Source organism: Streptomyces sp. NPDC040589 (genome assembly GCF_055594445.1).
Genome location: NZ_JBVIWP010000001.1, coordinates 1,191,965 through 1,210,501 on the forward strand (window position 1 = coordinate 1,191,965; position 18,537 = coordinate 1,210,501).

The window sequence follows — 18,537 nt, forward strand, 5'->3', positions numbered from 1 at the left end:
GTCAGGCCTCCGTTCCGGTGCTCTCAGCCGGAGCGGCGGACGCGGGAGCCTCGGCCTTGGGGGCCTCGGCGCCGGCAGCCTGCTGCGGCTTGCGACCGCGCCGCTCGCCACCGCGGCCACCACGGGCCGGGCGGTCGGCACCGCCGCGGGCCGGGCGGTTACCCGCACGGGCAGCAGCGTTCTCGGCGCGGACCTCGGCGATGTTCTTGACGTCGCCCTTGTAGATCCAGACCTTCACACCGATGCGGCCGAAGGTCGTCTTGGCCTCGAAGAAGCCGTAGTCCACGTTCGCGCGGAGCGTGTGCAGGGGCACACGGCCCTCGCGGTAGAACTCCGAGCGGGACATCTCGGCGCCACCGAGGCGGCCACCGCACTGGATCTTGATGCCCTTGGCGCCGGCCTTCATCGTGCCCTGCATGCTCTTACGCATGGCGCGACGGAAGGAGACGCGGGAGGAGAGCTGCTCGGCGACGGCCTGGGCAACCAGCTGAGCGTCGGTCTCGGGGCTCTTGACCTCGAGGATGTTCAGCTGGACCTGCTTGCCCGTGAGCTTCTCGAGGTCACCGCGGATGCGGTCGGCCTCGGCGCCACGGCGGCCGATGACGATGCCCGGACGCGCGGTGTGGATGTCCACACGCACACGGTCACGGGTGCGCTCGATCTCGACCTTGGAGATGCCGGCGCGCTCCATGCCGGACGTCATCATCCGACGGATGGCGACGTCTTCCTTGACGTAGTCCTTGTACAGCTTGTCGGCGTACCAACGCGACTTGAAGTCGGTCGTGACACCGAGCCGGAACCCGTGCGGGTTTACCTTCTGGCCCATTACCGGGTTCCTTCCTTGCTGCTGACGACCACGGTGATGTGGCTGGTCCGCTTGCGGATCCGGTAGGCACGGCCCTGGGCACGCGGACGGAACCGCTTCAGGGTCGGGCCCTCGTCGACGTAGGCCTCGGAAATGAAGAGGCTGTCGACATCGGTGTGGTCGTAGTTGTGCGCGGCGTTGGCAATGGCGCTGTCCAGCACCTTGCCGACCGGCACGCTCGCGGCCTGCGGGGCGAAACGCAGGACCGCCTGAGCCTCCGTGGCGTTCAGGCCACGGATGAGGTCCACCACTCGGCGGGCCTTCATGGGCGTGACGCGGATGTACCGCGCCTGGGCCCTGGCGTCCATGGTTGTCCTTCCAGTGTCTGTCATGGTCATTCCACCCCGCTGCTAGCGGCGCTTCGACTTCCGGTCGTCCTTGACGTGACCCCGGAAGGTGCGCGTCGGCGAGAACTCGCCGAGCTTGTGGCCGACCATCGACTCGGTGACAAACACCGGAATGTGGGTCTTGCCGTTGTGCACCGCGAGCGTGTGACCGAGCATGGCCGGCACGATCATGGAGCGACGGGACCAGGTCTTGATGACGTTCTTGCTGCCGGCTTCGTTCTGAGCGTCCACCTTCTTGATCAGGTGGTCGTCGACGAAGGGCCCCTTCTTCAAGCTACGAGGCATCTCAACCCGTCCTTAGCGCTTCTTGTTCGTCTTGCGGCGGCGGACGATGTACTTGTTCGACGCCTTCTTGGGCGAACGAGTACGGCCTTCCTTCTTGCCCCAGGGGGACACCGGGTGACGACCACCCGAGGTACGGCCTTCGCCACCACCGTGCGGGTGGTCCACCGGGTTCATGACCACACCACGCACGGTCGGGCGAACGCCCAGCCAGCGCTTACGGCCCGCCTTACCCCAGTTGATGTTGCTCTGCTCGGCGTTGCCCACCTCGCCGACCGTGGCGCGGCAGCGCTGGTCGACCAGGCGGATCTCACCGGACGGCATGCGGAGGTGGGCCATCGAGCCCTCCTTCGCGAGCAGCTGCACCGAGGCGCCGGCGGAGCGGGCGAACTTCGCACCGCCGCCCGGACGCAGCTCGATGGCGTGCAGCGTGGTACCGACCGGGATGTTGCGCAGGGCAAGGTTGTTGCCCGGCTTGATGTCGGCCCCGGGACCGTTCTCGACGCGGTCACCCTGCTGCAGGTTGCGCGGGGCGAGGATGTAGCGCTTCTCGCCGTCGGCGTAGTGCAGCAGCGCGATGCGCGCGGTGCGGTTGGGGTCGTACTCGATGTGCGCGACCTTCGCCGGCACGCCGTCCTTGTCGTGACGACGGAAGTCGATCACGCGGTAGGCGCGCTTGTGGCCACCGCCCTGGTGGCGGACGGTCACACGACCGGAGTTGTTACGGCCACCCTTGCTGTGCAGGGGGCGGACCAACGACTTCTCCGGCGTGGACCGCGTGACCTCGACGAAGTCGGCGACGCTGGAGCCACGGCGGCCCGGCGTAGTCGGCTTGTACTTGCGGATTCCCATTTCTCAGTCCTCGTCCGATATCGGACGATCCGGACCGCCCTTAGGCGGTCGGACCGCCGAAGATGTCGATACGGTCGCCCTCAGCGAGGGTCACGATCGCGCGCTTGGTGGACGCGCGCTGGCCGAAGCCGGTGCGGGTCCGCTTGCGCTTGCCCTGGCGGTTGATCGTGTTGACCCCGGTGACCTTGACCGAGAAGACCGCCTGGACGGCCTGCTTGATCTGGGTCTTGTTGGCGCTCGGGTCCACGACGAACGTGTACTTGCCCTCGTCGAGGAGCGCGTAGCTCTTCTCCGAGACGACCGGCTTGAGCAGCACGTCACGGGGGTCCGTGAACGACTTGCTCAGCGGGGTCTCGACGGTGTTCTTGCCCTCGGCGGCGTGGCGGCGCGCCTTGGCGACGCGCGCGGCCTTGGCCTTCTTCGCCGCCTTGGAGGCGATAGCGGGGTGACGGATAGCCATCAGGCCTCGCTCCCTTCGGTGTCATTGGCCTTCGGGCCGGACACGAAGGACTCGAAGGCGGCCTGGGTGAAGACCACGTCGTCCGAGACGAGAACGTCGTACGTGTTCAGCTGGCCCGGCTCCAGGATGTGGACCTGGGGCAGGTTACGGGCGGACAGCCACGCGGCCTCATCGGCGCGGTCGACGACCAGGAGCAGGTTCTTGCGCTCCGAGATCTTGCCGAACAGCGACTTGGCGGCCTTCGTCGACGGGTTCTCACCCTCGATGACGCCGGAGACGACGTGGATGCGGTTGTGGCGGGCCCGGTCGGTGAGGGCGTGACGCAGAGCGGCAGCCTTCATCTTCTTCGGGGTCCGCTGCGAGTAGTCGCGCGGCACGGGACCGTGCACGACGCCACCACCGGCGAACTGCGGCGCGCGGGTCGAACCCTGACGGGCGCGACCGGTGCCCTTCTGGCGGTACGGCTTCTTGCCGCCACCACGGACTTCACCGCGACGCTTGGTCTTGTGCGTGCCCTGGCGGGCAGCGGCGTTCTGCGCGACGACGACCTGGTGGATCAGCGGGATGCTGATCTTCTCCACGCCGAAGATCTCCGCGGGGAGCTCGACGCTACCGGTCTTCTCGCCTGCAGGCGAAAGGATGTCAACAGTGCTCATCGGTACCTCAGGCCCCCTTGGCCGCGGTGCGGACCAGGACGAGGCCGCCGTTCGGACCGGGAACCGCGCCCTTGATGAGCAGCAGACCCTTCTCCGCGTCAACGGCGTGGACGGTCAGGTTCTGGGTGGTGACACGCTCGTTGCCCATGCGACCCGCCATGCGGAGGCCCTTGAACACGCGGCCCGGGGTGGCGCAGCCACCGATGGAACCGGGGGAGCGGTGCTTGCGCTGGGTGCCGTGTCCGGCGCCGAGGCCCTTGAAGTTGTGACGCTTCATGACACCGGCGAAGCCCTTGCCCTTGCTCTTGCCGGTCACGTCGACCTTGAGGCCGGCCTCGAACACCTCGGCGGTGATCTCCTGGCCGAGGGTGTACTCGCTGGCGTCAGCGGTACGGATCTCGACGAGGTGGCGGCGGGGAGTGACGTCGGCCTTGGCGAAGTGGCCCTTGAGGGGCTTGTTCACCTTGCGCGGGTCGATCTCGCCGAACGCGATCTGGACGGACTCGTAGCCGTCGACGTCGTTCGTGCGGACCTGGGTGACGACGTTGGGGCCGGCCTTGACGACGGTGACCGGAACAACGCGGTTGTTCGCGTCCCACACCTGCGTCATGCCGAGCTTCTCGCCCAGGATGCCCTTGATCTGCTTAGCCATTCTCAGATCACCGGCCTTCAGAGCTTGATCTCGATGTCGACACCGGCCGGGAGGTCGAGTCGCATCAGAGAGTCAACGGTCTTGGGGGTCGGGTCGAGAATGTCGATCAGGCGCTTGTGCGTGCGCATCTCGAAGTGCTCGCGCGAGTCCTTGTACTTGTGCGGCGACTTGATGACGCAGTACACGTTCTTCTCAGTGGGCAGCGGCACCGGGCCCGCGACCGACGCACCAGTGCGAGTCACCGTCTCGACGATCTTCTTCGCCGAGGAGTCGATGACCTCGTGGTCGTAGGCCTTGAGCCGGATGCGGATCTTCTGTCCCGCCATGGCTACTAGTAGTCCTGTCTCTCGTAACGCTCTGGAACCCGGTGTTCCGTACCTTCGTTCTCCGACCCACGCGGTCGGGCGTGTCGCTCTCTCGCTGACATGGATGTCCCATGGTTCGAACATCCCTGCGGGATTGCACACGGCCCTTCCGGAACCGCGAGCCGGGGGCGGAAGACCCACCGGGTGCCTGGCCGGTGCCGCACTAACACTTCCCGAAAGATTCCCGTACGTCCGCCCCAGCGCTGCCGTGTGGCAGTTAGGGCGACGAGTACTGTGGGACTCGCTTCCGGTCCCCCCGGCGGGAGGCGCGCAGCATCAACACTCGACCGAGCAACTCGGACAGTCTGCCATATGGGGCAGGGGCGACGCCAATCGAGCCGAGGAGAATACCCCGGGGGTGATGTAGGTCAAACCGTGGGCGCGCCCTGCCCGCCGATGATCAATAGGAAGCCGTTGGCCGAAGCCTGCTGACGAGCCGCTGCAGCGCCTCGTCAGGCGTGGGAGCCAGCAGTCGGACACTGTCCATGCCGGCGTAGACCGCGCCGTCCTCGGCCATGGCCAGGTACTCGTTCCCTCGGTCGCGCACCCCTATGGGGAAGAGCTCGACGCCCGCCTGGTCGGCGAGGTCGTCGATGATCTCCGCGTCCCACATCGCCGACAGCGGGTCCAGCCGGAACTGCATCCACGGCATCGAGTCCCACGGCTCGCGGTAGGGCACTCCCACGGCAGCGAACTCCGCCAGAAAGCGCCGCGCCGCGTCGTGGATCTCGAACTCACCGGTCTGCACAAGAATGCCCTCCCAGGTCCCCGTGGGAACCGACCGGCCCGGGAACCAGCCGCCGGCCCGAAGCACCTGGTCCGTCTCCGCAGACCACCCCCGCCCGGAGTCCGCATCGGCCTCCACGACGTCCAGCCGGTGCCAGAAAGCGTGGCCGGCCGCCGGCCTGCCAGGCTTGTAGAGGAGGGACTGGGCTCCCTGCGTCGCCACCAGACGGTCCAATCCCTCGTCGATCGTCGTGGACAGCAGTTCCACGTGGTTCCGCACGAGGTGGAGCGCCCCGTCCTCGGTGATGCCCAGGAAGCCGGCCCCCTCGTCCGCCACGCCCACGGGGTACAGGGGCACACCCGCTTCCCGGCTCGCCTTCGCGAACCACTCGTCCTGCCATTCAGCCAGGAGAGGATCGAACCGGACGGCCGATGACGTGGTGATCGAGTCGGCGGGCCAGCCATACGTCACCAGGCCGCCGAACTCGGACAGGAACCGGCGCGCGGCCTCGTGGACCTCAAAGGACCCACGCTCAAGCAGGATCGACTCCCAGGTGCCCGTCGGCACCGAACGACCGGGGCGCCAGCCGGCGCGGCGCAGCACCTCTTCGGCCTGCGGGGACCAGTTACGTGCCCGGTCGTCACTCACTCACGTCACCGCCCGACGGGAGGGCCGTGACGGCGAGAGCTTGAAGGTGCCTGGCCACCTGTGGGTCGGCGCCGGCTTACACATACGCCGCACGAGCAGTTCCTCATGAGCTAGGGAATCCTTCTTCGAGGATCCAGTACTCACCCCCTTCGGTGCTCGCCGCACAGACACGGTGGCCACTCGAGGAGCGGGCGATGAGGAGCAGTTCTCCTTCCGGGGATCGCAGAGCCGAGATATCGGCGTCATCGGTCAGCCGCACCTGTACCCAGCCGTACTCCATGCTGGCGGCCGCCAGACATGTACCGTCCTCGGCCAGGACGCCGCTGCTCCGAGCACGGGCTTTCCATGACTCGTCGACGCTGCGAGCCGCGTCGGCCGCACGGCGCTGAATGCGCTCAACCGGCTCGGCGTCGATGTGCACCACCCTGCGAAACGCTTCTGTGACCGAAGGGCCGCTGTCGACTTCCAACTTTCCGATCACCTCGATACCTGCATTTCGGAAGAGGGATTCAATTTCCGCGTCCATTACGCTCTCCAAGCTCTAACCCTGATAAAAGAAGTGATGGTCTCCGCCAGGTTTATCCAATGCTCGATAGCGTTCCATGGTGCCGTACCCTTCCTGCGTGCTGTCCCAGCCGAAGTTGACCAGATTTCGACTCCGTTCCTCAGCGGTCATACCCTTGGGTGCTCCGGCATGGAAGTGAAGGCCTGCTGGATCGTGGGTATGCTCCACGATCACACGAGATCCGCTATCTGTTTCGAACTGACGGAAGTTTCCCCAGTGAGTCGGTTCCTTTGAGTACACATAGCCCGGCATGTTCTTATATGCCTTGTCCCCCATGACCACCCACTCGGCGTCGGGTGTGGATCCGTGCGGCACCCCCGCGACATCGAAGGCGGCCTTCTCGGCATCGGCCCGGCTAGCGAAGGGATTCCCCCGCTCTCCAAGCGGGTAATCGGGAGCCAGGCCGAGAACATCGGTGAACCTGAGCGGATTCGCGACGTATGCTGCCGGGTTCGGCCCCGGTGCGAGGCCAAGCGGGTCCGGAGTTACATATCTTGCCGTTTCCGGGTCGTAGTGGCGGAAGTAGTTGTAATGCATACCCGTTTCGGGGTCGTAGTACTGGCCCGGAAACCGTAGCGGAGTATATGCCCTGCTATTCCTCGGCCATGCTGTACTCCCCCAGACGGTACTGCGGGCACGCCACACCACCTCGCCCTGCTCGTCGACAAGTTCGGCAGGGGTACCGACCAGGTCGGTGACGATCGCGAAGAAGCGAGAATCGATGTCCTCTTGGGGTGCTTCTACTGCGGCGATCCGCTCCGACTGCGCAATGGGATGCCGCCCCTGGTGCTCCCAGGTCAAGGTCACCAGGTGGGGGGCGTCCCGCACGACCGTGGTCTGTTCGACGAGAATCGAACCATCCCAGGTGAAGTCGACGCGCTCGGCCGTGTCACCGTCCTCGCCGAAACGGAGCTTGGCTATGCGACGCCCGAGCGGATCATATGCGTAGCACCATCGAACCCCGTCCGGTGTGGTGACTGCGACCAGTCGGTCTTCTGCATCCCACTCATAGCGCCAGGTGTCCGGTTTTCGGCTGAGTCGCGTCTTCTGGCGCAGGACGATGCGGCCGAGCCCGTCGTGTTCGTATCTGACACGGCCGGCGCCGGTGATGCGCGTGCCGGTATAGGTCCGTTCACCGGAGGCATCCGCACCAGGGTGGTGTTCCGGCCAGGACGCCTTCGTCTGGTTGCCCATCTCGTCATAGGCATACCGTTCGGTCCAGCCCGCCGCATACGCCGCGGTGACGCGGCCGACCTGATCCAGTTCGAAGCGGAGGGAGCCTCCGAGGTCGTCGTCGATGGCTGTCACGTGTCCGTCGGCGCGGTACGTGTAGGTACGGTGCTGAACACTCTGACCCTGCGGCCCTGTCACGCTCTGGCTCGCAACACGTCCCAGACCGTCGTACGTCTGGGCCAGGGTCAGGTGGTCGGTACCGATACTGCGCGACAGTTCACGGCCAGCCTGGTCGTAGGTGAAGTCGATGCTGCGGCCGGACGACACCATGCCGGCGCGGTTGCCCATGGCGTCATACGTCCACGTGGTCCGTGCACCGCTCGGTAGTCTGCGACCTGTGCGACGGCCGAGGGCGTCGTACTCGAATGTCAGGGCTCGGCCGTTCACCGTCTCCTGGCGAAGACGACCGTGATCGTCATGGTCCAGTTCGAGGGCGGCGTCAGGACTCACCGCGTGAGTCAACCGACCCGCAGGGTCATAGCCGTATGTCGTGACATTGCCGACGACGTCTTTCCTCACCACCTGGCCCCGTTCATCGCGCTCGAACTGAACGGTCTGGCCAAGGGCGTTCGTGCGGAATCGGAGCCGACCCGCGGCATCGTAGGCGTACGCAAGCGTGCGACCGTCGAAGTCCGTCTCACCGACCAGCCTGCCGGCCAAGTCGTACCGGTAGGTCCAGTTCAGACCATCCGCCCTGGTGACCTGCGTCAGACGCAATCCCGCATCGTGGGCGAATTCGTAACGGACGTCGTCGGGAGTGGTACGAGCCGCCAGCAGGTCGAAGTGCGTGTATTCGTACCTGGTGATGTCACCCTGCGGGTTCCCATGGCTGGTGCAGTTGCCCTCGCCGTCATAGGTCCAGTACTCAGCGGTGCCGTCAGGGGCCGTGCGCCGAGTGAGCTGCCCTTCCACCGTCCACTCCAGGCAGGTCAGCGCTCCTGTTGCATCGACGATGCCAGTCGGACGGCCAAAAGCATCCCGCTCGTAGCGAGTGACGCCACCAGAAGGGTCCGTGATCTCGACAGGAAGCCCCGCTCGGTCGCAGCGGACGTCACTGACGATCCCCAGCGGGTCCGTGACGGAGGTGAGACGGCCCGCATCGTCGTACGTGAAGCGGGTGACATTCCCAGCGCGGTCCGTCTCCGCGACGCGGTTACCACGATCGTCGTGTGTCTGGCATTGGACCGTGCCGTCGGGACTGACGAGCTTCTCCAGAAGGAACAGCTCGTTGTACTCCGCCAAGATCACATGCCCATCGGGACGGACGACTCGGATGCGCTGACCCACCGCGTTGTTGACGAACTGTGTGACGTGGCCCAGAGCGTTCGTCTGGGACACCACGTGATGGTGCTCGTCGTAAGCCGTGCCGGTGGCGTGGCCAAGAGGGTCTACCTGGGCGATGACTTGGCTGCCGGCATTGACTACGAAGCGGGTGACAGCACCTTCCGCGGTGGTGAGCTTGGTAATGCGGGACCCGGGCCAGGCGTGATCCGTGCCGTCGTAGTCGAGGGTGATGGCGAAGTGACCGGCCTCGCCACCTTCTGCGATGCAGCGGTCCTGGTCGTCGTAGCGGTAGGCGTAACTGCGATTATTGGTGTCCGTCCACGACGTGATGCGCAGCCGCTCATCGTAGGTGAACTTCAGCGGCAGGCCGGAGGAGTTGATGGTCTCGGTGAGGTTGCCGTCCGTGTACCCATAGCGCTTGATGACGGCATCCGAGCCGTCTTCGGCGGCCCCGGCGAGGCACAGGGCGGTGACGCGGCCTTCCTCAGTGGTGAGCCTGAGGTGATAGCCGGCCGAGTGGCGGATGGCCAGCGGACTGCCGTACTCGTCGTAGTCGAAGGTGATCGTGTGCTGGTTACGGTCGGCAATTCTGGTCAGCAAGGCTATGCCGTGGTGGCTCGGGCGGCCGAAATGACATGTCTGGCCGGTGAGCGGGTCCTTGATCTGATAGCCGCCGTCCTCCAGGCGGGTCAGTGGCCGACGAGGGCCGGACCGGGGCATCAGCGGCGTGTCCGCATCGCTGGGATGAGGGTAGGCCAGCAGCAGCCCGTCCTCGGTCACGAAGACGATGCCGTCCTGGTCGACTTCCAACCGCTGGTCGATGGTCGATGCCCAGGTGGGGCCGAACCACCAGCCGCAGCGGTAGTCGGATGCGACCCTGCGGGTGAAAGCCAGGGGCAGCAACCCGGGCAGCTCCACATCGGTCTGCGGCAAGTACATGGCGCCCGTAGCCATGTCGATGGGGTCGCTGCCATCTGAACGGACAACCTTCTTGACCCGGTTGTATGCGCCCTGCGCACCGTCGGCCAGCATGCCTCGGGCGTTCTTGCCCAGACCGCGCACGGCCAGTCCCATGCCTTTCAGCCCGCCCCTGAGCCCCTTCATCGCGGAGAGGCCGCCCTTGAGGCCCTTGGCCACGCCGCCGAGCGTGGTCAGACCCTTCATGCCGGGTATGCAGTCCAGCGCGGCCAGGCCCACGTCCCATAGGGACGCCTGGCCCTTGGAGTATTTATAGAGCGTGTCAGCGAGGACCACAGCCGCCGCGATCAGCACGATCGCGCCCAGGATCGGCCCACCGATGATCATCGCCACGATCCCGACCACCGCGACCACGACCTTGCACACGGCCACGATGGTGTCCCAGTTGTCGGTGAACCAGTCGCCGACCTCCTCCCACCACGACCGGTTCTGAATACCCGCGTCCGAGGCCTCGTCGATCTTCGACTTCGCCTCACGCGCCGCATCGTCGCGCATCTTGCGCGCGTCCTCGGCCATCTTCCTCGCCGCCGCCAGCGCGTCCTGCGCGTCGGAGACATCCGACTGGGCCTTCGACTGGGCCGACTCGGCGTGCTGCACATCCCGGGTGGCGGCACGGACCTTCCCCTCATCGGGCTTGTCCGCGTCCGACTTACTGCCGGTCGGGTCGTCCTTGTACTTGTCCGCCTCCTTGCCCGCCCGCGTCACCCACGAGTCCGCCGAGGCAAGACGGGACTGGGCGGAGGAAAGAGTCTCGCGTGCCTCACGGCCCTTGCGCAGCGCCTTGTCCGCCAGCGACTGCGCCCGCTCCAGCTTCGGCCAGAAGTCCGCCAGCGCGTCGCCGCACATCTCGTACGACTTCCTCAGCTTCTTCAGGTTCTTCGGGACGTCGGCGAAGTCCTCCTTGAAGACGTCCGCCGACTTGCCCGCCCACTCATGGAGCGTGCCCTCCCCCGCCATGCCCTTGACCAGCCGCAGTCCCTCGGAGACGTCGTCGGCGAAGTCATGCAGATGCTTCGCGAGTGTGCGCACGCGCTGTGGGTCGCCCGGCGTCGGATCCTTGTCCAGATCCAGGACATGCCAGTCCGAAGGCCTGTGCCCCGCCATACCGCAACCCCCGTCACGCGCACATCAACGTCAACAACCGTATGCACACGTGAACTTACAAGGCACAACCGGTTCGACGGAAAGGCGGGTCCCGGAGCCGGAGCTGCGGAGACCGGCATCAGGAGCTGCGTCGGCACGCCGCCCGCCAAGCGTCCTCGACGGCGTACACGGACTGAAGCCACCAGGCTTCCAGTTTGTCCCGCACCGCCTCATATACCCAGCGCCACTTGAACCACGGCGGCAGCTTCCGGAACGGCACGAAGGTGAGCGTGTCCCCGATGGCGTTCTCCGCGAAACCGCCCGGGCCTTCGGCACGCAGGGCCGCGTACAGCTCCGGCGTCATCTCGCCGTTGAGACGGGCCGCGTGGCCAGCTGCTGTGAAGGCGAATCCTCGCTGGCCAGCGTCCGGCAACTGCATGGCCCTGACGATCCGTGGAGACACGTCCGCCAGGGGACAGTGGAACACCAACCCGATCACGGCCGTGCCGAGCCAGTGCTCACCACGCTCAAACGCCGCGTCCCACTCCCCTGGGTCGTCGAGCCTCAGCAGGCCCTCACCGGACGCCCAGTCATAGCCGCCCTCCATGACTGCCCTCCTCGGCTCAGCGCCACTCGTCAGGGTTGAGAGCAACGGCGACGAACTGTCCTCCGGTGGCGATGTCGAGGTCACGTTGTTCGATCCTCGATGCCACCTTCTCGCGATCGAACTGGCGGAACTCGAATACGAAATGCTGGACGATCGCGGGCCGGTCCAGGGGGGAACCATCGAGGTCCACAGCCGAGTTCGCGCGGTCTGCGCCCTGGCAGAGGACCGATACGAGCAGGGAGAAGTGTTCCGTCTCCAGGATTCGATCCGCGTCTTGAAACACGCCCGCGACTCCGACACCACCTGTCACCGCACCGCACAGATCGTCCAGGCAGTCCACCAAAGCGTCCCAGTTCTTGCCGAAGTAACTCGGAAATTGCAGGGCTTCGGCGAACACCCGGTATATGCCTTCCTCGGTCATCATGTCGCGGGAGTCGAAGCGGTGGACGAGCCCTCCCTTCGCCTCCAGCCTCGACAGCTGACGCTGGATACTGGCCTCTCCCTCCGGAACGAAGATGACCCAGGGCTTCGATGCTCCTGTGATGTCAAAGCTCGCCATAGCTGGATTTCTCACAGTCAATGACCACACTGTGCCGAGACAATCTGATGTCAGGCATGCTGGCCCGCCCATCGGAGATCTCGGACAACGGGATCACTCCGTGAACCGAAACGTAGACGTGATCGCGTCGAAGATGTCGAAGAACGAGTCCGCGAGGTCCAGGACCTGGCTGCTGCCGGCGACCAGGGCCACCTTGCCCTCCTGGCCCGGCACGGGGATGTACGTCTGCATCAGCACAGCTCGGATCGTGCGGTTGAGCGCGTCGCCGGGTACGGCGATGTCCTCGATGCCGTGCGTGCGCGCGGCGGGACCGACCCCTGGGATGTCGACCGTCGTCACCTTGCGCCAGGAGTCGCCCTCCCGCTTGGCTTCCTTCACCGCGAGCTGGCTCGCGATGACAGAGGGGTCGTTCGAGAGCGGCTCGCCCCGCTCGTTGCGGCCGCCGACCAGGGAGACGGTGACGGAGCCGGTGATCGGAGTGTCCCCGCCGAAGCTCTCCGCCATGCAGCCGCAGTACAGCGCGCCGGACTTCCAGGCATCGGCGGCGGCCTTCTGGAGGAAGTCGACGTACGTACCTCGGTACTGCTCCAACTCAGGGCGCTGCTGCACCCGTTCGCTCACCATCCGGCGGATCGAGTCGTCCCGCGACTCCGGCCGTACGTCGAACTCCCACCACGTCTCCGGCACCTTGATCCGGAAACCGCCCCGCTCGACGGTCAGGGTCTCCATGTAGCGGGCCATGACGCCGGCCTCCCCGTTCACTCGATCACAAGTCCGACCATCGTCCCATCATGCGAGGGCGGGTTACGACAAGATCGGCGGCGTGAGAGAGACGAGACATCGGATAGCCATGGACATGGCCGGTGCGGAGATCGAGCAGCGCAGATCGCACTGGCTCGCGGAGGGGATCCAGGTGTCCCCCGTGCCCTGGGCGGACGATCGCGAGCAGTTGGCGGTGCATTTCACCGCTGCCGACTGGGCCGTCCGGTTGTTCGTGGAGGTGCACTGCAACGGGCAGGCGCGCCTGCACTTCACTTCACCGAGCGAGGCCGTGCAGGAGTCTCGGCGGGTCTCGTCCGTGCAGGCGGTCGGTACGCTGCTCGACGAGGCGGTTGCCCGGGCCGGACGGGTCAGCCTGCAGCCGGCGAGGCTCATCGCCCGTACCTGCACGACCGGCTGGCTGGACTGGATTCACGGCGAACTGTGGCTGCTCTCCGACCACCTGGTCCGCATCCGCGGCAGCGTGTTGGCCACCATGCTGGTCGGGCTCGTCGGGCCCGAACTGGCAGCCCCGGACAGACTCCAGACCCTCGTCTACGACCCCGACACCATCCGCTCCGCCCACCGCACCAACAAGGTGCTCCCCCTCACCGAGATCACGCACGCCCGGATCCACGGCGGCCTGACCACCTCCGGTATGACGCTGTCGATGGCCGACGGGACACATCACAAGCTGCTGTGGATGTCCATGGAGCCCACGCGCGGCCTCCTCAGGGACCGGCTTCTGCCACTCCTGGGCCCTCGGCTGACTCACTGAGCACCTTGAGGCTATTCCACCGTCCAGAAGGGCGAGTCCTTCGGCGGTGCCGGGCGTACGGGGAGCGCGGTGAAGTCGATGTCCGCATCCGCGACCGGGTCCCCGACCGGTCCCCGGCCCCGGCCGTCCTGGCCGTAGTACAGACCGTAGGCCCAGTACTCGGGCAGCTCGTGCCCCATGAGCTGGAGGTCCAGGGTGACCCACTCCCGCGTCCCGTACGACGCGTTGATCCTCGCGACCGCCTCCGCACGGGAGATACCGATGCGCTCCACCAGTACGTCCGCCATCTCGCGGAAGTACGCCAGCATCTCCTCGTCGAGCGCCAGCACGAACTCCGTGCCCGTGGTGCCGGCCGTATCGCACGCCCCGAAGGAGACGAGCCAGCGCAGGCGCCTGACCTCCGCCACCAGTCGCGGCACCGCTTCCCTCGCCATGGCGGCGAACGCGTGGTCCGTGGTCGCGGCCGCGCACAGTTCCTCGATCGCGTCCAGGTCAAGGTGGTCGTCGCGAGCCGCCGGTTCTGAAGTCATGCTCCAGTGTCACAGCACGGCAGCGGCCGACCGGCGGAAGAGGGGGCTGTCCCCACCCCCGTCCACCAGCCCGCCGGATGGCCCGCCCCCGCTCCCCCGGGCACCGTAGGAGATACACGACCACTCAACGGGGGAACCGATCATGCGAACCGTCACAGCCACCGTCCTCAGCCTGGCCCTCGCCGCGGCAGCGGCAGCGCCCGCCACCGCCAGCCCCGGCAGGCCCGGCATCGACGGCGTCTGGCGCATGGACGGCTACGGCACTGTCCTCTCCCTCGACGGCGACACCCTCCAGGAGTTCCAGACGACGTCCGTCAGCTGCGTCGAGGGCGAGGCCGCGCGGAGGACCGGCTCTGGCGCTTACACGACCGCCGACGGCACCGTACTGACCGTCCGCCCCGGCCCGGACCAGGACCGCGCCACCCTCGGCGCGGACAGTTCCGTCGGCCATCGCGCACTCCGGCGGATCAAGGAACTGCCCTCCGACTGCACCCGCCCCACGCCCAAGGACGCCCGCACCTCCTTCGACGTCTTCTGGCACTCCTTCGCCGAGAACTACCCCTTCTTCGCCGCGAAGGGCGTCGACTGGCAGGGCATGCGGGACCGGTATCGGCCCATGGTGCACAAGGACACCACCCGCAAGGAGCTCTTCGGGATCTTCAGCGACATGGTGCGGCCTCTCTACGACGCCCATGTCGCCGTCGAGGACGGGGACCTCGTCTTCGCCCAGGCCCGCCCGGGCACCGAGGTGCCCACGGAGTCGTTGGACACCAAGGTCAAGAAGTTCGTCGTCGAGCGCGATCTCAAGGGCGCCCCGTACCGCCAGGACTTCGCGAACGGCCGCATCACCTACGCCGACCTGCCCGGTAGCGCCCGCCAGGGCTATCTCCGTATCTCCGGCTTCGGCGGCTACACCTCCGAGGATGCCCCGTACGCCGCCCACCTCGCCGCACTCGGCAAGGCCCTGGACACCATCCTCACCAAGGACCGCACCCAACGCCTCAACGGCCTGATCATCGACCTGCGCATCAACGGCGGCGGCTCCGACGCCCTCGGCATCCACATCGCCGAGCACCTCACGGACAAGCCCTACGTCGCCTACGCCAAGCGCGCCCGCAACCACCCCACCGACCCGGGCCGGCACACCCGCCCCGAGCCCATCCGGGTGGCCCCTGCCGACGGCCCCCGCTACACCGGCCCCATCGCCGTACTCACCGGAGGCTCCACCGTCAGCGCGGGCGAGACCTTCACCCAGGCCCTCATCGACCGGCCGGGCGGCACCATCCGCATCGGTCAGCCCACCCAGGGCGTCTTCTCCGACGTCATGGAACGCAACCTGCCCAACGGCATGACCGCGATCCTCCCGAACGAGGAGTTCCTGAACCGGTCGGGCCGGACCTACGACGGCTCCGGCATCCCGCCCCACCTCACCGAACCGGTCTTCACGAAGGAGGAGTTCGCCAAGAAGCGCGACTCGGCGTTCGACCGCGCGGTGAGCGTCCTTCGGAACAAGGGCTGAACGACGGCTAGAGGGAAGCCACGAACCCGACCCAGGCCTCCGGCGCGAGCGCGAGCCGGGGGCCCTGGGTGGCGTGCTTGGAGTCGCGGACGTGGATGGTGTGGGGGGCTATCGCGATCTCGACGCAGGAGTCGCCGTCAGGGCCACTGCTGTAGCTGCTCTTGAACCACGCCAGTTCAGCGTTGCGGATCATGTCTCTCCCAGCAGTTGCTCGATGAAGGCCAGCGACTCCCGCGGGGGAAGGGCCTGAGCTCGGATGGTGCCATAGCGGAGTTCGAGGATCCGGATGTGCTTCGGATCGGTGGTCGGCCGGCCGGCGAAAGCGCCGTCGGACCTGCCCACCGCAGTGCCGTCCCCGAATTTCAGCACCTCGATCCTCCCGTTCAGACCGGGATGGGCCTCGCTGCTCGTCGGCATCACCTGAAGCCTGACGTTACGCAACCGTCCCACCTCCAGCAGACGCTCAAGCTGCTGACGCCAGACCATTGTGCCCCCAACCGGGCGTCGCAGCGTCGCCTCCTCCTGGACGAAGCTGAGCGATGGCGCGGGCGACCGCTCGAACACGGACTGCCGGGCCACGCGCGCGGCCACCAAGCGCTCCACCTCGTCTGGCGAGTACGCGGGCTGCCACGACTCGAACAGGGCTCGCGCATGGTCGGGGGTCTGCAACAGCCCATTGATGCTGATGCTCTCGTACACACCAATCTCAACCGCCTGCCCCTCCAACTTGGCAAGCTCCCGCACCTTCTTCGGATACCGAACCCTCTTCACGTCCTCCCAAGTCGCCGCGACCAGCCCACCCGCCCCCAACACCTCATCCGCCCTGACCAAATAGTCCTGCCGAGGGATCCGCTTCCCACCCTCGATCTTGTAGACCATGTCCTCGCCGTACCCCACCGCCGTCCCGAACTCGCCGGCCCGCATCCCCACCGCCTCCCGCCGCAGCTTCAGCTGCCGCCCGACGGTCGCGATGACGGCGACGCCCCACTCGTCGTCGGGATCCACCTCCCAACCCGGCTCGTCCGCCTCGCCCTTGAGCCGCCCCGAGCCCGCCTCGACCACCGTCATCCCGCACCCTTCCGCCGTCGTACGACCGTGCCCAGCGCTCTACCCGTACGCCCGGCTCCGACAGCCCGGACACCACCGGACAAGCTCCGGACAGTCACCGTACGCACCCACTGAGTCACTGTTCACGGTAGCCACAGACCGCCACGCTGAGTGACGTGAAGCAGAATCCCCCCGAACTCACCACCCGCATCCGCAACTTCAGCCTCCAGCTGTCCCCGACCCCACGCGGCGCCCGCCTCGCCCGCCTCCTGGCCACCGAACAACTGCGCTCCTGGGGCCTTCCGTTGGACCCGGCACGGCAGGTCATCGCGGAACTGTCGGTCAACGCGGTGACGCACGGCCGCATCCCCGGCCGCGACTTCCGCCTGCTCCTCTACGTCGTCGCCGACACTCTCCGCATCGAGGTGGCGGACACCCGCGACGACCGTCTGCCGGCACTGTCCGATTCCGGCAGGGGCCTGCTCCTCGTCGAGGCGCTCAGCAACCGCTGGGGCACCGCCCCAGGACTCCCGCCCCGCAAGACCGTCTGGGCCGAAATCGACCTCGCACCGAAGCCCAAGAACCTGGACTTCGGCGGCGCGGGCGGCTTCCCAGAAGGACCACACCGGTGAAAGAACCCCACCAAGCCCCACCCCTCCTCCCGCACGCCGGGCGGCCTCACTCGCGCGAGTGAACATCCCCAACTCGACTAGCTTCGGGAGCCATTGCCTGCCCTACGCTCAGCGCAACACGTCACCACACAACCGCAGACATGCGACGGCCCCCGCCGGGACGGCAATCCCAGTGCGAGGGCCTGACCACCGAGGAAGAAGAGACCTTCCTGATGGATACGCAGAACCCTAACGTGCCCACGCACGCCCACACCCGAGTTGCCGCAAAGAAGCACCCGAACCGGCGGCACCCCCACTCCGGCCTGGTCCACGACCACACCCGCCACACCACCCGCTTCACGGTGATCGGCAACCACCTCGCCCAGCACCCGGAGCTGTCACTGCTCGCGATCGGGCTCGGCACGCACATCCAGTCGCTGCCCGTCGGCGCCCGCATCGACATCAAGTCCCTCGCGGCCCGCTTCCCCGAGGGGACGACCCGTATCTCCTCCGCCCTGAACGAGCTGGAGGCCCACGGCTACCTGCGCCGCGAGCGCGTACGCGTCCCCGACGGCCGGATCGTCACCCGCACGACCTCCTGCAACCAGCCAGGTCACAGCCGTACGGAGGCCCCGCGGCCGGCCCCGAGGAAGCGGACGGGGTCGCCCAGCGGCAAACCCCTCCCTGCCGTACCGCAACCGGCCTTCCCCGCCCCCGCCCTCCTTCAGCAGGCCGCGGACCTCCTCACCGGTCTCCGCCGCGAGGACCCTCGCCTCCTGCTCTCGGCGTGCGACACCGCCCGCCTCGCCCCCGGCGTCGCCGCCTGGCTCGAACGCGACGTCACCCCGGCCGCCGTACGCCACGCCCTGACTTCCGAGCTCCCACCGGAGCCCCTCCGCCGCCCGGCCGCCCTCCTGGCCCACCGCCTCACAGCGCAGCTACCACCCCCGCCGCCCCTCGCCCAGCCAGCGACACCACCGCCCACCCAGCACCCCCTCCAGACCTGCGACGGCTGCGACCGGGCGTTCCGCGCAGCGGCCCCGGGCCATTGCCGCGATTGCCGATCCAAGGGTGCCAAGTTCCTGGAAGCCGCATGAGGAGAGCAAATGCCGCACACATTGCCGCGCTCT

At 67.1% G+C, this 18,537-nt stretch carries 21 protein-coding genes; 4 read left to right on the forward strand and 17 right to left on the reverse strand.

Annotation, left to right across the window (positions count from 1 at the left end):
• Position 1: 1 nt before the first annotated feature.
• From rpsC to ACZ58V_RS05525, 14 genes are all read right to left on the reverse strand, one after another.
• Positions 2–826, reverse strand: a complete 825-nt coding sequence (gene rpsC, locus ACZ58V_RS05460) for a 30S ribosomal protein S3 (RefSeq protein ID WP_184591448.1) — start codon at positions 824–826, stop codon at positions 2–4.
• On the reverse strand, positions 826–1,173 hold the full coding sequence (gene rplV / locus ACZ58V_RS05465) for a 50S ribosomal protein L22 (protein ID WP_184591450.1): 348 nt from the start codon (positions 1,171–1,173) through the stop codon (positions 826–828). Before rplV ends, rpsC begins: the two co-directional genes overlap by 1 nt.
• A 42-nt stretch (positions 1,174–1,215) precedes the next feature.
• The gene (gene rpsS, locus ACZ58V_RS05470) at positions 1,216–1,497 is read right to left on the reverse strand and encodes a 30S ribosomal protein S19 (protein ID WP_057607913.1); all 282 of its coding nucleotides are present in this window, start codon (positions 1,495–1,497) and stop codon (positions 1,216–1,218) included.
• A 12-nt stretch (positions 1,498–1,509) separates the two neighbouring features.
• Positions 1,510–2,346 (reverse strand): 50S ribosomal protein L2, encoded by an 837-nt coding sequence (gene rplB, locus ACZ58V_RS05475; RefSeq protein ID WP_030839671.1) that lies wholly within the window; start codon positions 2,344–2,346, stop codon positions 1,510–1,512.
• Between the two features lie 40 nt (positions 2,347–2,386).
• Entirely contained in the window at positions 2,387–2,806 is a 420-nt protein-coding gene (gene rplW / locus ACZ58V_RS05480) for a 50S ribosomal protein L23 (RefSeq protein ID WP_031105224.1), read from the reverse strand.
• On the reverse strand, positions 2,806–3,462 hold the full coding sequence (gene rplD / locus ACZ58V_RS05485) for a 50S ribosomal protein L4 (protein WP_189728748.1): 657 nt from the start codon (positions 3,460–3,462) through the stop codon (positions 2,806–2,808). Before rplD ends, rplW begins: the two co-directional genes overlap by 1 nt.
• 7 nt (positions 3,463–3,469) lie before the next feature.
• On the reverse strand, positions 3,470–4,114 hold the full coding sequence (rplC, locus tag ACZ58V_RS05490; protein ID WP_030839681.1) for a 50S ribosomal protein L3: 645 nt from the start codon (positions 4,112–4,114) through the stop codon (positions 3,470–3,472).
• Between the two features lie 17 nt (positions 4,115–4,131).
• The gene (rpsJ, locus tag ACZ58V_RS05495) at positions 4,132–4,440 is read right to left on the reverse strand and encodes a 30S ribosomal protein S10 (RefSeq protein WP_003948644.1); all 309 of its coding nucleotides are present in this window, start codon (positions 4,438–4,440) and stop codon (positions 4,132–4,134) included.
• A 439-nt stretch (positions 4,441–4,879) separates the two neighbouring features.
• A complete protein-coding gene (locus ACZ58V_RS05500) occupies positions 4,880–5,854 on the reverse strand; it encodes an SUKH-3 domain-containing protein (protein ID WP_468186949.1) in 975 nt (324 codons plus the stop codon).
• A gap of 103 nt (positions 5,855–5,957) precedes the next feature.
• A complete protein-coding gene (locus ACZ58V_RS05505) occupies positions 5,958–6,380 on the reverse strand; it encodes a hypothetical protein (protein WP_468186946.1) in 423 nt (140 codons plus the stop codon).
• A 15-nt stretch (positions 6,381–6,395) separates the two neighbouring features.
• On the reverse strand, positions 6,396–11,018 hold the full coding sequence (locus ACZ58V_RS05510; RefSeq protein ID WP_468186943.1) for a DUF6531 domain-containing protein: 4,623 nt from the start codon (positions 11,016–11,018) through the stop codon (positions 6,396–6,398).
• Positions 11,019–11,136: 118 nt separating this feature from the next.
• A complete protein-coding gene (locus ACZ58V_RS05515; protein WP_468186940.1) occupies positions 11,137–11,604 on the reverse strand; it encodes a hypothetical protein in 468 nt (155 codons plus the stop codon).
• A 16-nt stretch (positions 11,605–11,620) separates the two neighbouring features.
• Entirely contained in the window at positions 11,621–12,163 is a 543-nt protein-coding gene (locus ACZ58V_RS05520) for a barstar family protein (protein ID WP_468186937.1), read from the reverse strand.
• A gap of 93 nt (positions 12,164–12,256) precedes the next feature.
• Entirely contained in the window at positions 12,257–12,904 is a 648-nt protein-coding gene (locus tag ACZ58V_RS05525) for a hypothetical protein (protein ID WP_468186934.1), read from the reverse strand.
• A gap of 82 nt (positions 12,905–12,986) precedes the next feature.
• On the opposite strand from ACZ58V_RS05525, the gene ACZ58V_RS05530 reads away from it, so the two are divergent.
• On the forward strand, positions 12,987–13,700 hold the full coding sequence (locus tag ACZ58V_RS05530; protein ID WP_468186931.1) for a hypothetical protein: 714 nt from the start codon (positions 12,987–12,989) through the stop codon (positions 13,698–13,700).
• 11 nt (positions 13,701–13,711) lie between these two features.
• On the opposite strand, the gene ACZ58V_RS05535 is transcribed toward ACZ58V_RS05530, so the two are convergent.
• A complete protein-coding gene (locus ACZ58V_RS05535) occupies positions 13,712–14,230 on the reverse strand; it encodes a hypothetical protein (protein WP_471288472.1) in 519 nt (172 codons plus the stop codon).
• A gap of 142 nt (positions 14,231–14,372) precedes the next feature.
• Here ACZ58V_RS05535 and ACZ58V_RS05540 point away from each other — a divergent pair, with 142 nt between their 5' ends.
• Entirely contained in the window at positions 14,373–15,749 is a 1,377-nt protein-coding gene (locus ACZ58V_RS05540; RefSeq protein WP_471288474.1) for a S41 family peptidase, read from the forward strand.
• Positions 15,750–15,756: 7 nt separating this feature from the next.
• Here the strand turns inward: ACZ58V_RS05540 and ACZ58V_RS05545 are convergent, their stop codons facing one another.
• Both ACZ58V_RS05545 and ACZ58V_RS05550 read right to left on the reverse strand, forming a co-directional pair.
• Positions 15,757–15,942 (reverse strand): DUF397 domain-containing protein, encoded by a 186-nt coding sequence (locus ACZ58V_RS05545; protein WP_468186922.1) that lies wholly within the window; start codon positions 15,940–15,942, stop codon positions 15,757–15,759.
• Entirely contained in the window at positions 15,939–16,817 is an 879-nt protein-coding gene (locus ACZ58V_RS05550) for a helix-turn-helix domain-containing protein (RefSeq protein WP_471288475.1), read from the reverse strand. Before ACZ58V_RS05550 ends, ACZ58V_RS05545 begins: the two co-directional genes overlap by 4 nt.
• Positions 16,818–16,972: 155 nt before the next feature.
• Between ACZ58V_RS05550 and ACZ58V_RS05555 the strand changes: the two genes are divergently transcribed.
• Together ACZ58V_RS05555 and ACZ58V_RS05560 are read left to right on the forward strand one after the other, a co-directional pair.
• Positions 16,973–17,428 carry an ATP-binding protein gene (locus ACZ58V_RS05555; protein WP_471288476.1) on the forward strand — a complete coding sequence of 152 codons (456 nt, stop codon included), beginning with the start codon at positions 16,973–16,975 and terminating at the stop codon, positions 17,426–17,428.
• Positions 17,429–17,640: 212 nt separating this feature from the next.
• Positions 17,641–18,504, forward strand: a complete 864-nt coding sequence (locus tag ACZ58V_RS05560; protein ID WP_471288478.1) for a helix-turn-helix domain-containing protein — start codon at positions 17,641–17,643, stop codon at positions 18,502–18,504.
• The last annotated feature ends 33 nt before the right edge of the window (positions 18,505–18,537 follow it).

What these genes read in the sequence shown, in the direction of transcription:
- rpsC (WP_184591448.1), bottom strand. Translation starts at nt 826, where the DNA reads ATGGGCCAGAAGGTAAACCCGCACGGGTTCCGGCTCGGTGTCACGACC.
- rplV (WP_184591450.1), bottom strand. Translation starts at nt 1,173, where the DNA reads ATGGACGCCAGGGCCCAGGCGCGGTACATCCGCGTCACGCCCATGAAG.
- rpsS (WP_057607913.1), bottom strand. Translation starts at nt 1,497, where the DNA reads ATGCCTCGTAGCTTGAAGAAGGGGCCCTTCGTCGACGACCACCTGATC.
- rplB (WP_030839671.1), bottom strand. Translation starts at nt 2,346, where the DNA reads ATGGGAATCCGCAAGTACAAGCCGACTACGCCGGGCCGCCGTGGCTCC.
- rplW (WP_031105224.1), bottom strand. Translation starts at nt 2,806, where the DNA reads ATGGCTATCCGTCACCCCGCTATCGCCTCCAAGGCGGCGAAGAAGGCC.
- rplD (WP_189728748.1), bottom strand. Translation starts at nt 3,462, where the DNA reads ATGAGCACTGTTGACATCCTTTCGCCTGCAGGCGAGAAGACCGGTAGC.
- rplC (WP_030839681.1), bottom strand. Translation starts at nt 4,114, where the DNA reads ATGGCTAAGCAGATCAAGGGCATCCTGGGCGAGAAGCTCGGCATGACG.
- rpsJ (WP_003948644.1), bottom strand. Translation starts at nt 4,440, where the DNA reads ATGGCGGGACAGAAGATCCGCATCCGGCTCAAGGCCTACGACCACGAG.
- ACZ58V_RS05505 (WP_468186946.1), bottom strand. Translation starts at nt 6,380, where the DNA reads ATGGACGCGGAAATTGAATCCCTCTTCCGAAATGCAGGTATCGAGGTG.
- ACZ58V_RS05510 (WP_468186943.1), bottom strand. Translation starts at nt 11,018, where the DNA reads ATGGCGGGGCACAGGCCTTCGGACTGGCATGTCCTGGATCTGGACAAG.
- ACZ58V_RS05515 (WP_468186940.1), bottom strand. Translation starts at nt 11,604, where the DNA reads ATGGAGGGCGGCTATGACTGGGCGTCCGGTGAGGGCCTGCTGAGGCTC.
- ACZ58V_RS05520 (WP_468186937.1), bottom strand. Translation starts at nt 12,163, where the DNA reads ATGGCGAGCTTTGACATCACAGGAGCATCGAAGCCCTGGGTCATCTTC.
- ACZ58V_RS05525 (WP_468186934.1), bottom strand. Translation starts at nt 12,904, where the DNA reads ATGGCCCGCTACATGGAGACCCTGACCGTCGAGCGGGGCGGTTTCCGG.
- ACZ58V_RS05535 (WP_471288472.1), bottom strand. Translation starts at nt 14,230, where the DNA reads ATGACTTCAGAACCGGCGGCTCGCGACGACCACCTTGACCTGGACGCG.
- ACZ58V_RS05540 (WP_471288474.1), top strand. Translation starts at nt 14,373, where the DNA reads ATGCGAACCGTCACAGCCACCGTCCTCAGCCTGGCCCTCGCCGCGGCA.
- ACZ58V_RS05545 (WP_468186922.1), bottom strand. Translation starts at nt 15,942, where the DNA reads ATGATCCGCAACGCTGAACTGGCGTGGTTCAAGAGCAGCTACAGCAGT.
- ACZ58V_RS05550 (WP_471288475.1), bottom strand. Translation starts at nt 16,817, where the DNA reads ATGACGGTGGTCGAGGCGGGCTCGGGGCGGCTCAAGGGCGAGGCGGAC.
- ACZ58V_RS05560 (WP_471288478.1), top strand. Translation starts at nt 17,641, where the DNA reads ATGGATACGCAGAACCCTAACGTGCCCACGCACGCCCACACCCGAGTT.